General features: G+C 38.6%; 10 protein-coding genes, 2 tRNA genes and 1 rRNA gene. 5 read left to right on the top strand and 8 right to left on the bottom strand.

All coding sequences use genetic code 11. The features are described 5' to 3' along the window. Nucleotides 1-166: 166 nt before the first annotated feature. From EMTOL_RS05870 to EMTOL_RS05880, 3 genes are all read right to left on the bottom strand, one after another. Nucleotides 167-240: transfer RNA gene (locus tag EMTOL_RS05870), tRNA-Ala, on the bottom strand. A gap of 21 nt (nt 241-261) precedes the next feature. Beyond that, nucleotides 262-338, bottom strand: a tRNA-Ile gene (locus tag EMTOL_RS05875). Between the two features lie 127 nt (nt 339-465). Beyond that, nucleotides 466-1966 (bottom strand): 16S ribosomal RNA (locus tag EMTOL_RS05880). Nucleotides 1967-3100: 1134 nt separating this feature from the next. On the opposite strand from EMTOL_RS05880, the gene crtID reads away from it, so the two are divergent. The 3 genes from crtID to dnaN all read left to right on the top strand — a co-directional run bounded on the left by crtID (nt 3101) and on the right by dnaN (nt 6936). Beyond that, complete coding sequence (crtID, locus tag EMTOL_RS05885; RefSeq protein ID WP_015028354.1) at nt 3101-4570, top strand: bifunctional phytoene desaturase/3,4-desaturase; 1470 nt, start codon at nt 3101-3103, stop codon at nt 4568-4570. Nucleotides 4571-4783: 213 nt separating this feature from the next. Then, nucleotides 4784-5620 (top strand): phytoene/squalene synthase family protein, encoded by an 837-nt coding sequence (locus EMTOL_RS05890; RefSeq protein ID WP_015028355.1) that lies wholly within the window; start codon nt 4784-4786, stop codon nt 5618-5620. A gap of 191 nt (nt 5621-5811) precedes the next feature. Next, nucleotides 5812-6936, top strand: coding sequence for a DNA polymerase III subunit beta (gene dnaN, locus EMTOL_RS05895; protein ID WP_015028356.1), 1125 nt, complete (start codon nt 5812-5814; stop codon nt 6934-6936). Nucleotides 6937-7020: 84 nt separating this feature from the next. On the opposite strand, the gene EMTOL_RS05900 is transcribed toward dnaN, so the two are convergent. The 4 genes from EMTOL_RS05900 to EMTOL_RS05915 all read right to left on the bottom strand — a co-directional run bounded on the left by EMTOL_RS05900 (nt 7021) and on the right by EMTOL_RS05915 (nt 11123). After that, nucleotides 7021-7764, bottom strand: coding sequence for a succinate dehydrogenase/fumarate reductase iron-sulfur subunit (locus EMTOL_RS05900; protein WP_305953183.1), 744 nt, complete (start codon nt 7762-7764; stop codon nt 7021-7023). A gap of 126 nt (nt 7765-7890) precedes the next feature. Further along, the gene (locus EMTOL_RS05905) at nt 7891-8241 is read right to left on the bottom strand and encodes a four helix bundle protein (RefSeq protein WP_015028358.1); all 351 of its coding nucleotides are present in this window, start codon (nt 8239-8241) and stop codon (nt 7891-7893) included. 75 nt (nt 8242-8316) lie between these two features. After that, nucleotides 8317-10302 (bottom strand): fumarate reductase/succinate dehydrogenase flavoprotein subunit, encoded by a 1986-nt coding sequence (locus tag EMTOL_RS05910; RefSeq protein WP_015028359.1) that lies wholly within the window; start codon nt 10300-10302, stop codon nt 8317-8319. Nucleotides 10303-10346: 44 nt separating this feature from the next. Beyond that, nucleotides 10347-11123, bottom strand: a complete 777-nt coding sequence (locus EMTOL_RS05915) for a succinate dehydrogenase cytochrome b subunit (protein ID WP_015028360.1) — start codon at nt 11121-11123, stop codon at nt 10347-10349. 254 nt (nt 11124-11377) lie between these two features. On the opposite strand from EMTOL_RS05915, the gene EMTOL_RS05920 reads away from it, so the two are divergent. Then, a complete protein-coding gene (locus EMTOL_RS05920) occupies nt 11378-14242 on the top strand; it encodes a T9SS type B sorting domain-containing protein (protein ID WP_015028361.1) in 2865 nt (954 codons plus the stop codon). Between the two features lie 158 nt (nt 14243-14400). Next, nucleotides 14401-15288 carry a LytR/AlgR family response regulator transcription factor gene (locus EMTOL_RS05925; protein WP_015028362.1) on the top strand — a complete coding sequence of 296 codons (888 nt, stop codon included), beginning with the start codon at nt 14401-14403 and terminating at the stop codon, nt 15286-15288. An 81-nt stretch (nt 15289-15369) separates the two neighbouring features. Here the strand turns inward: EMTOL_RS05925 and EMTOL_RS05930 are convergent, their stop codons facing one another. Further along, nucleotides 15370-16212: a 1,4-dihydroxy-2-naphthoyl-CoA synthase gene (locus EMTOL_RS05930; protein WP_015028363.1), complete on the bottom strand. Its 843-nt coding sequence runs from the start codon at nt 16210-16212 to the stop codon at nt 15370-15372. Between the last annotated feature and the right edge of the window lie 87 nt (nt 16213-16299).

A 16299-nucleotide genomic window follows, 5' to 3' on the forward strand; every position in this document is an offset into this window, starting at 1 on the left:
TCTCTCTGCCAACATGTCAATGAACTCTTTTTAATCTCTACCAACCGCCTGCTATCTACCAAGCTGTGCTAAATAACAAACTTTTAGCTGGTTCAATTAAATTGTGGTATAAATACCCTCTTAAATTATAAGTTATCAGTCCTTTATCGATAACTTTTACTTTCTGTGGAGAATAACGGATTCGAACCGTTGACCCCCTGCTTGCAAAGCAGGTGCTCTAGCCAGCTGAGCTAAATCCCCATTAAATGTCTCTCAACTTAGTGGTGGGCCTGCGTGGACTCGAACCACGGACCTTTACATTATCAGTGTAACGCTCTAACCACCTGAGCTACAAGCCCTCGTATCAGAACTATTACTCTACTCCGTAATCGTCCGATTCTCTTCTCAAATTAAATAACTTAAATTAAGAGAACAAATGCAAAATTTTAAGTGTCAGTCGTTTTTTCTTTGTTAGAAATTCTCTAAAAAGGAGGTGTTCCAGCCACACCTTCCGGTACGGCTACCTTGTTACGACTTAGCCCCAGTTACTGATTCTACCCTAACGAAATCTTTTACCTTCCGCTTCAGGTCTACCCAACTTCCATGGCTTGACGGGCGGTGTGTACAAGGTCCGGGAACGTATTCACCGAATCATAGCTGATATTCGATTACTAGCGATTCCAGCTTCATAGGGTCGAGTTGCAGACCCCAATCCGAACTGTGAACAACTTTTTGTGATTGGCTTACTATTGCTAGCTCGCAACACTCTGTATTGTCCATTGTAGCACGTGTGTTGCCCTGGACGTAAGGGCCATGATGACTTGACGTCGTCCCCTCCTTCCTCTCTACTTGCGTAGGCAGTCTTATCTGAGTCCCCGACTTAACTCGCTGGCAACAGATAACAGGGGTTGCGTTCGTTGCGGGACTTAACCCAACACCTCACGGCACGAACTGACGACAGCCATGCAGCACCTTGTTTTGGGTCATTGCTGACTTATCCATTTCTGAATAATTCCCTCACATTCTAGTCCAGGTAAGGTTCCTCGCGTATCATCGAATTAAACCACATGCTCCACCGCTTGTGCGGACCCCCGTCAATTCCTTTGAGTTTCACCGTTGCCGGCGTACTCCCCAGGTGGATTACTTATCGGTTTCCCTTGGACACTGGCTTACGCCAACATCTAGTAATCATCGTTTACTGTGCGGACTACCAGGGTATCTAATCCTGTTTGATCCCCGCACCTTCGTGCCTCAGCGTCAGTGTGACTGCAGCAGACTGCCTTCGCAATCGGTATTCCTCCTGGTATCTAAGCATTTCACCGCTACACCAGAAATTCTATCTGCCTTCTGTCAACTCAAGCTAACCAGTATCAACGGCATGTAAAACAGTTAAGCTGCTACCTTTCACCGCTGACTTAATCAGCCGCCTACGCACCCTTTAAACCCAATAAATCCGGATAACGCTCGCCACCTACGTATTACCGCGGCTGCTGGCACGTAGTTAGCCGTGGCTTATTCGATTGGTACCGTCAAAATCTCACGCATGAGATGCTTTCTTCCCAATCAAAAGCAGTTTACAACCCAGAGGGCCTTCTTCCTGCACGCGGCGTGGCTGGGTCAGGCTTCCGCCCATTGCCCAATATTCCCTACTGCTGCCTCCCGTAGGAGTCTGGCCCGTATCTCAGTGCCAGTGTGGGGGATTCTCCTCTCAGAGCCCCTAAAGATCGTAGACTTGGTGAGCCGTTACCCCACCAACTATCTAATCTTACGCATGGCCATCCTTATCCGATAAATCTTTAATAGCTGAATGATGCCATTCTACTATCTTATGCGGTATTAGCTCGAGTTTCCCCGAGTTATCCCCCAGATAAGGGCAGGTTCCATACGCGTTACGCACCCGTACGCCGGTGTATTGCTACCCCTTGACTTGCATGTATTAAGCCCGCCGCTAGCGTTCATCCTGAGCCAGGATCAAACTCTCCATTGTAAATATCAAGTTTGCCTGACTACTTAAAATCTTAAAGCTTGCATTTGCTCTCCCAATAAGTTAAGGAACTTTATTCAACTTACTCCCAATTCCATCTCTGAAACCCTTTCAGCTAAACTTGTAAAACCTTGTTAATCAATTTGTTAACTCCAGTTTTTCTTCTCTCTATTTCCATTTCTACTTTCCGAAACGGATTGCAAAGTTACTAGATTCAATTTTTAAAACCAAATATTTTTGCAACTTTTTTTAAACTTAATCTCAATTTCACTACTCTTCCTTCGTTACTCTCTTAATCGGGGTGCAAAATTCTGAATTTAATTTCTTATTTCCAAATTATTTTACACTTATTTTTTTTACCCTCTTAATCTCCTTAACCACTCTCTCTTCGTTACTCTCTTAATCGGGGTGCAAAATTCTGAATTTAATTTCTTATCTCCAAATTATTTTACACTTATTTTTTTACCCTCTTAATCTCCTTAACCACTCTCTCTTCGTTACTCTCTTAATCGGGCAATTCCATTGGGGGTGCAAAATTCTGAATTTAATTTCTTATCTCCAAATTATTTCGCAATTTTTTTCTAGACTAGTTTACCATGCTCATGCTACGTAACGTTTATCTTCCTCCCCGCTCTCCGTCTCCGTCGTTTGGGAGTGCAAAGGTACTAACTTTATTTTATAACGCAATACCCTACACAAATACATTTTTTAAGCAGTTTTGCCTACTACCCTCACCCTCAGTTACTTATCAATTTCTACCACACAAATAACACAACAACTTCTTCTTATTATCCTATATTTTTTTTGGATTTACTTAATTACAAACGAATTTTTCCAATAATACTTTATCACGGAATCAATTCCATGCCTAAAAAACAAAGGATTATCTTTTCTTAAACTGAATCAATTCAGTTGTGGGAAGATTTGGAAGCGATTTCCTACTAATTTCAAAACTTACTATTCGAATCTCAAAGAATTATAAAGTAATTTGGGTTTGTTTAAACAAATAGCGTGTATATAGGTTTTCTGAGTAGTATGTATTAGTTTCAATTGCTAAATATATAATGTATATAATACTGTTTTTTAAATGAGCTAATATTCAGCTCAGTATTTCATATTTTGTTTGACGTATTTTCTATGAAGAAGGTTATTGTTATTGGTGCAGGCTTTGCAGGCTTATCGGCGGCTACTAAATTAGCTGATGAAGGTTTTGATGTAACGATTATTGAGAAAAACTCAATGGCTGGCGGAAGAGCTAGAGTATTTGAAAAAGATGGTTTTGTGTTTGATATGGGACCAAGCTGGTACTGGATGCCTGATATTTTCGAACGCTACTTTGCTGAGTTTGGCAAGAAACCTTCTGACTACTATAATTTGGTAAGACTCGACCCTTCATATAAGGTTATATTTAATAAGGAAGAAGAAATATCGCTACCGGCCAATATGCAAAAGTTAGAAAAACTTTTTGAAAGTATAGAAATAGGCAGTAGCACAAAGCTTAGAGATTTCTTGGAAGAATCGAAGTATAAATATGATGTGGGTATTGGGGAGTTTGTTTGGAAACCTAGTATTTCGATTACCGAGTTTTTTGATATTCGATTAGTATCGAAAGCAATCAGCTTAGACTTGTTTGCGTCTTTTGGAAAACACATCCGTAAGTTTTTCAAAAATGAGCGTTTATTGCAGCTCATGGAATTCCCGATTTTGTTTTTAGGAGCTACCCCACAAAATACGCCAGCCTTATATAGTTTGATGAACTATGCTGAGATTGCTCTTGGCACTTGGTATCCGATGGGTGGAATGCACGAGATTGTAAAAGGTATGGTGGCATTAGCAGAAGAGAAGGGTGTTAAGTTTAAATTAGATGAGCCTGTTTTACAGATAGAGGTTATTGGTAAAGAAGCGAAAAGGGTAATTACGGCCAAAGGAAAATATGATGCAGATGTGGTTGTTGGTGGTGCTGACTATGAGCATATCGAAAATAAAATGCTCAGCAACGAAAATCGTAATTACAGCGATGCTCAATGGGATAAGCAAGTGATGGCTCCCTCATCATTATTATTTTATTTGGGCGTAAATCGTGGAGTGGATAAACTTACGCATCATAATTTATTTTTTGATGAAGACTTTAATGTACATGCTGACGAAATTTATACCAATCCGAAGTGGCCATCTAAACCATTATTTTACGCCTCGGCCCCTTCTAAGACCGACAACAGTGTTGCTCCAGAAGGCTGCGAAAATTTATTTATTTTAATTCCGATTGCTCCTGACCTTAAAGATAACGAAGAGACCAGAGAAAAGTATTACCATATAATAATGGATAGACTTGAAGCTTACGTTGGGCATGATATAAGAAATCATGTAGTGTACAAACGTAGCTTTGCAGTTGATGATTTTAAGAAAGAGTACAATTCTTATAAAGGCAATGCCTATGGCTTAGCCAATACATTAATGCAAACGGCATTTTTAAAACCAAGTCTTAAAAATAAAAAGGTAAAGAACCTATACTATACAGGGCAACTAACAGTACCAGGCCCAGGTGTTCCGCCATCCTTGATTTCGGGTTTAGTTGTAGCGAAGCAAGTCATGAAAGAAAATCTGTGAGAAGTATCTAGCTGCTACTGTATTACCTAAATAAAAGGTAAGCTTTGTTACCTATAAAAATAATATTAAAAAATTTTAAACAGTTTATGGCTTTGTTAGTTTATTATTTTAATTGATTCAAAGAAATGATACACAATGACATTGCTCATGTTTTTTAATATTTTTTAGAATCTACTAAATCTATTTTCCTAACAGTTTGAACGAAGAAATATCATGTTGGATTTGTATGAAAAAACAACTTTTGGTTGTAGTAAGCTAATAACCGAGCTTTACAGTACATCCTTTACGTTAGGTATCAAGACACTTGACAAGAAGTTCCACGAACCTATTTTTGGAATTTATGGGTTTGTTCGTTATGCCGATGAAATTGTAGATACATTTCATGGCTTTGACAAGAAAACCCTACTTGATAGATATAAAGAAGAAACTTATCTTGCCATAGAAGAGGGAATAAGTTTAAACCCTGTTTTACATTCTTTTCAAAAAGTTGTAAGAAAATACAAGATTGAACACGATTTAATCGAAGCTTTCTTGCACAGCATGGAAATGGACCTTTACAATATCGCTTATGATGATGCTGGCTACAACGAATACATATATGGGTCGGCAGAAGTTGTGGGTTTGATGTGTTTGAGAGTTTTTTGTGAAGGAAATAGTGAATTATATGACAAACTCAAAGCTGATGCTCGTAGTTTAGGGGCTGCTTTTCAGAAGGTAAACTTTTTACGTGACTTGAAAAGTGATTTCAGCGACCGCGGACGTGTTTATTTCCCAGGAGTTGATTTTGATAATTTTGATATTTCTGCCAAAGCTAAAATTGAAGATGATATCCAGCAAGATTTCGATAATGCTTATCGTGGAATCATGGGCTTGCCCGAAGGAGCACGCAAAGGTGTTTACTTAGCATATGTATATTATTTAAAGCTTTTTGGTAGAATTAAGCAGACTGCGGCCAGCAGAATTCAGCATGAACGTATCAGAGTTCCAGACCGAATCAAGTTTGCATTATTAGCCAAAACATTAGTACAGAGTAGATTAAACGTGTTATAATACCTTAACTGTCGCAGTTCGAACTTCATCATTTTTTAAAAAGGCTATTGGGAAACCAATAGCCTTTTTTCTTGGGGATATTTATAATTTTCACTACTTTTGCTGACTTGCTCGTACATGAAAATTTTGGCATAATTTTCGTACAGCAGGATTAAAATTGAAGCTATAAAAGAAAAAACCAGATAAAAACCATGAAATTTGTTATTTCATCATCTAGTCTACTAAAACACCTCTCGACAATCAATGGTGTGATTGCGAGTAATCCGATTGTGCCGATTCTTGAGAATTTCTTGTTTCAATTGGATAAGAACAACTTGACGGTTACGGCTTCGGACATGCAAACTGTAATGATTACTGAATTTGAAGTTGACTCTCGTGATAGTGGTTCATTTGCAGTGCCTGCTCGTTTATTATTAGATACTTTACGCAGCTTGCCTGAGCAACCTGTGCAGATAAATATTGATGCCGAAACCTTTGGTACTGAGTTAGTAACCGCTAATGGTAGATATAAATTGGCAGGCGAAAATCCGATGGATTTCCCGCGTGTACCACAAGTAAACAGAAACTTTAGTATTGAAATGGACTCTGATACACTTGCGTCGGCCATTGCTAATACTATTTTTGCGACAAGCACCGACGATTTACGTCCTGCGATGACGGGAGTTTTTGTACAAGTATCTGACCAAGCCACTACTTTTGTAGCCACTGATGGCCACCGCCTGATTCGTTACCGTCGTGAGGATGTAAAATCACCGAATAATACTTCAATGATTTTACCACGTAAGGCTTTAAACTTGTTGAAATCATCACTTCCAAGCGAATTAATGCCTGTGAAAGCTGAATTTAGCAACTCTAATGCTTTCTTTAGCTTTGGGCATATTAAAATGATTTGCCGTTTGATTGATGAGCGTTTCCCTGATTACGAAAACGTGATTCCTCAAAATAATCCGAATAAATTACGTATCGAACGTGCAGAATTATTGAGCACATTGAAGCGTATTTCAATTTACTCGAATAAGACTACGCACCAAATTCGTTTAAAAATTTCGCAAAATGAATTGGTCATTTCTGCTGAAGATTTAGATTATTCTAACGAAGCCACTGAAAAGCTTTCGTGCGAATACGATGGTGAAGAAATGGAAATCGGTTTCAATGCCAAGTTTTTGATTGAAATGTTGAATAACCTAAGCGTGAAGAATATTTCGTTGGAAATGTCGCAGCCAAATCGTGCTGGATTGATTATTCCTGTTGAGAAAACAGAGAATGAAGATACACTAATGCTTGTAATGCCTGTGATGTTAAATACTTATGCATAGTAAACATTCACTAAATATGGCTTGAAACAAAAATCCCTGCTTCTTTCGAGGCAGGGATTTTTGTTATTTCTATCATGAAATTTCTTATTTCGTCATACTTGCACCTAAATATTCACGGTTCAAGCGAGCGATATTTTCTAATGAAATTTCTTTCGGACACTCAGCTGCACAAGCACCTGTGTTTGTACAACTACCGAAACCTTCTGCATCCATCTGAGCAACCATGTTTAGAGCACGGTCCTGACGCTCAGCTTGTCCTTGTGGAAGGAGTGATAATTGAGAAACTTTTGCCGAAACAAATAACATCGCTGAAGCATTTTTACAAGCAGCTACACAAGCACCGCAACCGATACAAGCCGCAGCAGCAAAAGCTTTATCTGCTTCATTTTTCGGTATTGGTAATGAGTTACCATCTTGAGCATTACCAGTATTTACCGAAACGAAACCACCCGATGCAATGATGCGGTCGAATGATGTACGGTCAACTACTAAGTCTTTAATCACTGGAAATGCAGTAGCTCTCCAAGGCTCAACCACGATAGTATCGCCATCTTTAAAACTACGCATGTGTAATTGGCAAGTAGTTACACCTTGTAGCGGCCCATGCGGGCGACCATTGATATACATACTGCACATACCACAAATACCCTCACGGCAGTCGTGGTCGAAGGCAATTGGTTCTTTACCTTCAGATACTAATTGTTCGTTTAATACATCGAACATTTCTAAGAAAGACATATCTTCTGAAACGCCTTTCACTTCATAAGTTTCGAGATTGCCAGTAGCTTTACTGTTTTTTTGTCTCCAAACTTTTAGATTTATTGTCATATTACCATGCATCTTGATAAATTTGATAATTTGAAGATTTGAAGATTTGAAAATGGTTTCGACTCAACAAATCTTGTGATTAAGAAAAAATATTTTTAAACTAAAGATATAAAGATTTATAAAGTTTTATCCTTTTGAACTACTTACAATTTTCGATAAAATTCTATTTATTCTTTCTAAATCTTCTACTAATTCTATATCTGGAGAAATATAACTATCGGCTAATTCACAAATTTTTAACCAATATTTAACTTCATCGGCTTCTTTGCAAGCAATTTTCATTTTATGAATAAAATCTGCTTTACTTTCTGCATTCTGAGCCTCCCAAACATTTGCACCAATCGAAGTTCCAGCTCTGAGTAACTGTTTGGCAATTACTATTTTTCTATTTTGTTCTAAAACTTCACAATATTTAATGATTTTAATTGAGAATTGAAGTGTTTCATTGATAATTAAATTTTCTTTATCATTTCTCATCTTCAAACTCTAATTATACAAATTTGATGATTTGATTTCACATCTTCAAATCATCAAATTTACAAATCATCAAATCTATTTATAATTTCTTTGAGCAATCTTGATGTTATCGTAAACCAATGGTTCTTTATTCAATTCCCATTCTGATTCACCTTTGAATTCCCATGCTGAAACAAACATGAAGTTTTCGTCATCACGTTTTGCTTCACCACCATCTTCTTGATATTCTTCACGGAAGTGACCACCACATGACTCATTACGAGTAAGGGCATCTAAACACATCAATTCGCCTAGTTCAATGAAATCGGCTACGCGGCCAGCCTTATCAAGTTCTGGGTTGAAGCCATCGGCATCACCTAAAACTCTTACATCTGACCAGAACTCTTTCTTCAAAGCACGAATTTCTTCGATTGCTTCTTTAAGGCCTTGCTCATTACGAGCCATACCGCATTTTTCCCACATAATCTTTCCTAAACGCTTATGAAGAGATTCTGGAGATTGAGTTCCTTTGATATTAATTAATTGATTAATTCTATCTCTAACTCCCTTCTCAGCCTCTACGAACGCAGGGTGATCAGTTGGAATTGATTTAGTTTTGATTTCACCTGAAAGGTATGCACCAATTGTATAAGGAATAACGAAGTATCCATCTGAAAGCCCCTGCATCAATGCCGATGCTCCGAGGCGGTTGGCTCCGTGGTCAGAGAAGTTAGCTTCTCCGAGAGCATAAAGACCCGGAATGGTAGTCATCAAATTGTAATCTACCCACAAACCACCCATTGTGTAGTGAACGGCAGGATAAATACGCATTGGTACTTCGTAAGGGTCTTCACCAGTAATTTGTTTGTACATATCAAACAAGTTACCGTATTCTTCTTTTACTACTTCTTTACCTAAAGCTACTAATTGGTCTATAGTTGGATTTTCGATACCTAATTTAGAAGCTTCAGCACGGCCATACTTATTGATAAGATTATAACGGAAATCAAGGTAAACCGCTTGTTTGGTTGTTCCTACGCCGTATCCAGCATCGCAACGCTCTTTTGCAGCACGTGAAGCAATGTCACGTGGTACGAGGTTACCGAATGCAGGATAACGTCTTTCCAAATAATAATCACGTTCGTCTTCTGGAATATCATTAGCAGCTCTTGGGTCATCTTTTTTCTTAGGAACCCAGATACGACCATCGTTACGCAACGACTCCGACATCAAAGTAAGTTTTGATTGGTGGTCGCCTGAAACTGGAATACAAGTTGGGTGAATCTGTGTGAAACATGGGTTTCCAAAAAATGCACCTCTTCTGTGAGCTTTCCAAATAGCAGTTACGTTTGAGCCCATTGCATTGGTTGAAAGATAGAATACGTTTCCGTAACCACCTGTACAAAGCAATACTGCGTGTCCGAAATGACGCTCCAACTCACCAGTTACTAAATTTCTTGCGATGATACCACGAGCTTTGCCATCAATCATTACAACTTCAAGCATTTCGTGGCGAGAGTACATCTTCACATTTCCAAGACCAACCTGACGCTCTAATGCAGAATAAGCTCCCAAAAGTAATTGTTGACCAGTTTGACCAGCAGCATAGAAAGTACGTTTTACTTGCGTACCACCAAAAGAGCGGTTTTTCAACATACCACCGTAATCGCGAGCGAAAGGTACACCTTGAGCCACACATTGGTCAATGATATTAGCAGAGTTTTCAGCTAAACGATGTACGTTTGCCTCTCTTGCACGATAGTCACCGCCTTTAATTGTATCGTAGAATAAACGGTACGTAGAGTCACCATCGTTTTGGTAATTTTTCGCAGCATTGATACCACCTTGTGCTGCAATTGAGTGAGCACGGCGTGGTGAATCTTGAAAGCAAAATGCTTTTACAGCATAACCCATCTCGGCCAAAGTAGCAGCGGCAGAAGCACCGGCTAGACCTGTACCAACAACGATGATTTCAAGGTTACGTTTGTTGGCTGGGTTTACTAACGGCACAGTCGATTTATACTTTGTCCATTTTTCTGAAAGTGCTCCTTCAGGTATCTTGGAAATTAATTTATCTGACATATTATTCTATCGATTATTCTGTTATTATCAATTACCCGTTAATATTATTGTAAGAAGAAGTAGATTGGCATTGCAGCAAAACCTAGTGGAATTGCGATTGCAAAAATCCAAGTACCGATGAACTTCACGAGTGGTGTGTATTTAGGGTGATTCCAACCTAAAGTCTGGAATGCACTTTGGAAACCATGATATAAGTGATATCCTACGGCAATCATACCTAAGATGTAGAAAATCACCAATAATGGATTTTTGAATGATACACCAACCTGCTCATATAAATCTTTTACGATGTAAGTATGAGTCCCCTCTGCTTCATTTACCATATCAACCATTTTCACTTCTTGAGTGTAGGTTTCAGGCATTTTTTCAGTTACAACTTGTCCCGTAGTTACGTTTTCAGTGTATTTCACGTAAGGAAGCGGCTCATTGTGGAATTTATACCAAAAATCGCCCATGTGAACCACAATGTAAACCAATAGGATTGTACCAAGAATTGCCATATTGCGACTTGAGAACGTAGATGAGTTTTTTACAACTGCATAACGAACTGGACGAGCCTTACGATTTTGGAATTCGAGGTATAGCCCCCAAAAAGCATGGAAAAGAATTAAGGCGTAGTTCACGTATGAAACTACCTTAATTAAAGGAAAAGTAGTCATGAAAACCGCATACTTATTAAAAGCATACCCGCCATCGTGTTTGAATAGCTGGAGATTTCCTATGAGGTGTACTAATAGAAAAGTACAAAGAAATAACCCTGTAAGTGACATCAGGACTTTCTTTCCAATTGAACTTGTTAACGTTTTTGTGAGCCAAGACATAGCCTTATTTAATAAATTTAATGGACAATTGACGAATTTTACATTCCTTTGAAAAGTACAATTACTTTCATCGCCCAAAAGTAAGCCACAAATAGATTAGAATCAATAAAAGTTTTCACTTTTTTGATAATTTATTATCGTTTTAAAAATCCAACAGTTTGTTTTGTAAAATTGTTTTCAAAAAATCTATTCATTCTTAACACAACCTTTACGAAATTTTCGTTTATGTTTATGTAAATACCAAACCTTGGTCTATGAAAGCATTGAAATTTTTACTTTTTACATTTGTTATTGGACTTTTAGCTATTTCAAATGCGAGGGCAACCCATATCCGGGCTGGCGAAATTACAGCTAAGCGAATATCTACGACGAGTCTTACTTATCGAGTCACCTTAACTACTTATACTGACCAAATAAATGGTGTAACTGCCAATGAAGGGCAAAACACAGTAAATTTTTATTTTGGTGTGAATGGTGTCCCAGCCTACACGGTCAAGCGTAAGAAAAAAACACTGATTAATACTGCTACCATGTGTAATGTGTATGATACTACCTTTACCTTTCCTTCTCAGGGTAGATATACTATTACGTGTGCCATCTCGAATCGAAACGCCAATACCGTTAACTTACCCGGTAGAACCGACGAGATTAGTTTTTTCGTTGAAACAACAATTGTAGTAAATGGTACTTTAGGACTAAATAACACGCCTGTGCTCCTTAATATACCTATTGATACCGCAAGTGTGGGTAATAAATTTATTCATAACCCGGGTGCTTTCGATGCCGATGGTGATAGTTTGGCGTATCGCCTCACAACTCCGAAGCGAGATTTTGGTGAGGGTACAGGTGCTGGAGAAGTTATTACTGGCTACAAAGACCCTTCAACCCTTGGCACGAATCTATTAACAGAAGATGGGTCGGGACCATCTACATTTAGTATAAACCCACTCACGGGCGATTTAATCTGGAATGCCCCTGGTAAGTGGACAACCCCTCAATATCAGATAAATGTGGCATTTATTATTGAAGAGTGGCGGAAAGGAGCCAATGGCCAATATACTAAGATTGGGGAAATAACCCGAGATATGCAAATTATCGTGGTAGAAACTCCTAATAAAAGACCGATTCTGACAGTTCCAAGTCAAATTTGTGTGGAAGCTGGGCAAAAGGTTGAGTTTAAGGTATCAGCACGAGATGCCGATGGTAATAACATAAAAATCACAACTAATAGTGGGGTTTATAACCGTGATGCTTCGGGGGCAAGTGCCAACTATGTAGCCTTGCAAGCAGCCAATTTCATTCCAATAAACCTTATCCAAAAAAGCCCTGCCGAAGGCACCTTTACTTGGGAAACCAACTGTAAGCACGTACGTGAACAGGCTTATGATGTATTATTTAAAGTGGAAGATTACCCCGGACGCTTTGCAGTTCAGCTTATAGATATTAAAACTGTGAAAATTAAAGTTATTCCGCCTCGTCCGAGGGGGCTAACGGCCAGAAACACTGAGCGTGGTATTGAAGTACGTTGGCAAAAATACCCTGATTGTAGTATCACGAATGCTCAAATTATTGTTTATCGCAAAGAGGGTTGCTCAAATTATATTCCTGCACAATGTGAGCTTGGCTTGCCCGCTTCTCTGGGTTTTGTTGAAGTTGCTCGTGTTTCAGTAAAAGATACTTTATATTTAGATACAAAAACTGAAAATGGTAAGATTTACAGCTATAGTTTAGTAGCAAGCTTAGCTGCTTCCGATTTTGTTTCGATTCCAAGCAGTCCTTCGAATGAAGCCTGCGTAGGAAGCGAACTTCCTCAGAGAGCCTCAGTTATTACCAATGTAAGTGTAGAAACAACCAATGTGACAACTGGTAGAATTACCATTAAATGGACTCGCCCACTCGGATTCGATTCTACTCAATACAAAGGCCCCTATCAGTACAAACTCTATCGTGCTACCGGCATTAATGGTGGGGCATTCCAACTCGTAACCAGCATTCCAACTAAAGTCAACAAAGCTGCTGATACCATTTTTGTCGATGGTGGACTAAACACACAGCAAAACGGGTACACTTACAGGGTAGCATTCTTATATGAGGGAGAGAAGGTTTTAGCCGAAAGTCAGATTGCTAGTAGCGTAAGGCTTACGGCTGCCTCTGATGCTCAGAAAGTTAGATTAACTTGGCAAGCCAATGTGCCTTGGAGCAATGATAACCGTCGACATCGAATTTATCGTGAATCAAGAACCAGTCCAGGTACTTTTAATATCATTGCAGAGGTTGCAGTTACAGCCGTTAATACTTATACCTACCAAGATGACGGTGTAGATAGATACCCTGATGATGGTATCAATACTATTACCATGAAAGTAGATACTTCATACTGCTATAAGGTTGAAACTGTGGGTGCATACGCCCGCTTGCCACAATTTGGTTTACTCTATAATATGTCGCAGGTATCTTGTGGTAGTCCGATTGATAATACCCCGCCTTGTCCGCCAACGTTTAGTTCAGCAGAAATCAACTGTGAAAATCTCGATAGAAAAGCTATTTGCGAATCAAATACGCTTTCGAATACCTTTAGCTGGCGAACCCCATCGAGTGCCAACGGTCTTGTATGTAGAGTAGATATTTTGAAGTATAACATCTATTATGCTCGCTACAAAGATGAACAACCCAAGTTTTTAGCTTCAGTAACGGCTCCAGAAACTACGTTCACACATAATAAACCGATTCAAGATGGTTTTGCAGGATGTTACTATATTACGGCGGTCAATCGTTTGAATATTGAAAGTGCCCCAAGCAATATCATTTGTAAGGATAATTGTCCGATTGTTGAATTACCAAACGTATTAACGCCAAACAGTGATGGTAAAAATGATACGTTTACACCTATGACTTGCTCGGCATTTATCAAGACAATAAGCATTGAAATTTATAACCGCTACGGTGCAAAAGTTTACGAATCAAGTGGAAATACTTTAAATTGGGATGGTAAAGGAAATAACGGAGCAGAACTTCCAAGTGGGACTTATTTCTATGTTTCACAAGTAACAATTCAGCGATTAGATAAAGCCGATGAAGTTCCGACTACCATCAAGGGTTGGGTAGAATTAATTAAATAATTGATAATCAGAAGACAAAATAAAGGTTTTTAATCTGTGCAAATGATACTTTTCTAACCGAATCAGCTATCTTTGCACCCCAATTTGGTATAGTTTTTGAAGTTTTATATAAAAACATCAAATATCGGGTCTAACAAAAACCTTTTTAAGATTACATAATGAAGAAATTAAGCAATTTTACGGCGAAGATTCTAAACAATTTTACTGATTCTCTTAACAAACCGATGGCTACTTCAATTAGCTCTACTCGCGGGTTTATTATCTCGCTTTTAGTAGGTTTATTCGTAGCAATAGTAGCAACGGGTGTACAACCTTTCGGCCTTGCTGAATTTAATCATGAATCAAAAACGCTGTTTCTAGCAGGTTTTGGTTTAGTAGCATTTATTGGAATGCTCATTGCTAAATTTATTTTTCCAATTGCTTTACCAAACTTCTACAACGACCAAACTTGGACGGTAGCTCGTCAGATTACTCACCTTACAGTAAGTGTATTCGTTGTTGGAATTTTAATTATGTTTTACGCTCAAGTATTTGCTATCACGCAATTTTCAATTGTCAATATATTAGTAGCTACGGCCATAAGCATAATTCCAGCAGCAGTCATTACTTTCATTCAACAAGGCTTGTTTCATAATAAGTTTACAAGCAATGCCGAGAACATTACAAGCAGCTTAGGTTCAATTAACCCACCTGCAAGCCAACAGTTATTTCCTGTAATGGTGTTTGGTGAAAGTGGGAAAAAGCTAAGTTTGGTACCCAATCAATTAATTTACGCTGAAACATCTAAAGATTCAACTGATTTTTATTGGCAAAGCTTAATGGGCGTAGAAAAAACAACCATTCAAACGCCACTTTCACAAGTAGAGAAAGAGTTAGCGGCTCACCCACAATTTGTTCGCTTACACCGTAATTTTGTAGTAAATATGCGTGGTATTCATAAAGTTGAAGGCAATGCTCGTGGCTATCGTTTACGAATTGCACGAACTAAACATGAAATTCCTGTTTCAAGAAAGTTTCATAAAAAACTAGAGCAATTAGGTCAATAATTTATCAAGAGATATAGAAAACCCTCAGTTTGTTACATAACGAACTGAGGGTTTTATTTTACACTTTTATAAATGTATCAATTATGAATATTTCGGAAATTTATCATAATCAGGTTTACGTTTCTCTAAAAAAGCATCACGACCCTCACGGGCTTCATCGGTCATATAACCTAAACGAGTAGCCTCTCCAGCAAAAATCTGCTGCCCTACTAAACCATCATCAATCATATTGAAAGCATATTTTAGCATTCGAATAGCCATTGGGCTCTTTTCTAAAATCTCTTGTGCCCATTGATAAGCCGTTTCTTCTAATTCTTCATGCGGAATTACGGCATTCACCATCCCCATTTCGAAGGCTTCTTGTGCCGAATAGTTTCTGCCCAAAAAGAAAATCTCTCTTGCACGTTTTTGTCCTACTTGACGAGCCAAATACGCTGAGCCATAGCCCGCATCATAACTGGCTACATTGGCATCTGTCTGCTTGAAAATGGCATGTTCTTTACTAGCTAGCGTCATGTCACATACCACGTGGAGGCTATGCCCACCACCCACTGCCCAACCAGTAACTACCGCAATGACAGGTTTTGTCATGAAACGAATTTGGCGTTGAACTTCCAAAATATTTAAGCGTCCTACCCCCATTTCGTCTTTATAGCCATCTTTTCCTCTCGCACGTTGGTCGCCGCCACTACAAAATGCCCAACCACCATCTTTAGGAGAAGGACCTTCTCCCGATAATAATACCACACCAATTGAAGCGTCATTTCGAGCATCCTCAAAAGCATCAATGAGTTCGAAAACAGTTTTTGGGCGAAATGCATTACGTACCTCTGGGCGATTAAATGCAATACGAGCTACGCCATTACGCTTCATGTAGGTCAAATCTTTGTATTCTTTGGCAACTTGCCATTCTGGACTGAGCATATTCGGTTAATGTATATTTTAAAATGAGTAATGTAAAAATTGTTTTCGCCCCAAAATCATCATTTAATATTAGAAATGATAAATTTT

Source organism: Emticicia oligotrophica DSM 17448 (assembly GCF_000263195.1).
Taxonomy (GTDB): Bacteria; Bacteroidota; Bacteroidia; order Cytophagales; family Spirosomataceae; genus Emticicia; species Emticicia oligotrophica.

Bases quoted from the DNA above. Each gene is read 5' to 3' on its own strand.
- EMTOL_RS05920 (WP_015028361.1), top strand. From the start codon at position 11,378: ATGAAAGCATTGAAATTTTTACTTTTTACATTTGTTATTGGACTTTTA.
- EMTOL_RS05910 (WP_015028359.1), bottom strand. From the start codon at position 10,302: ATGTCAGATAAATTAATTTCCAAGATACCTGAAGGAGCACTTTCAGAA.
- crtID (WP_015028354.1), top strand. From the start codon at position 3,101: ATGAAGAAGGTTATTGTTATTGGTGCAGGCTTTGCAGGCTTATCGGCG.
- EMTOL_RS05900 (WP_305953183.1), bottom strand. From the start codon at position 7,764: ATGACAATAAATCTAAAAGTTTGGAGACAAAAAAACAGTAAAGCTACT.
- EMTOL_RS05890 (WP_015028355.1), top strand. From the start codon at position 4,784: ATGTTGGATTTGTATGAAAAAACAACTTTTGGTTGTAGTAAGCTAATA.
- EMTOL_RS05930 (WP_015028363.1), bottom strand. From the start codon at position 16,212: ATGCTCAGTCCAGAATGGCAAGTTGCCAAAGAATACAAAGATTTGACC.
- EMTOL_RS05905 (WP_015028358.1), bottom strand. From the start codon at position 8,241: ATGAGAAATGATAAAGAAAATTTAATTATCAATGAAACACTTCAATTC.
- dnaN (WP_015028356.1), top strand. From the start codon at position 5,812: ATGAAATTTGTTATTTCATCATCTAGTCTACTAAAACACCTCTCGACA.
- EMTOL_RS05925 (WP_015028362.1), top strand. From the start codon at position 14,401: ATGAAGAAATTAAGCAATTTTACGGCGAAGATTCTAAACAATTTTACT.
- EMTOL_RS05915 (WP_015028360.1), bottom strand. From the start codon at position 11,123: ATGTCTTGGCTCACAAAAACGTTAACAAGTTCAATTGGAAAGAAAGTC.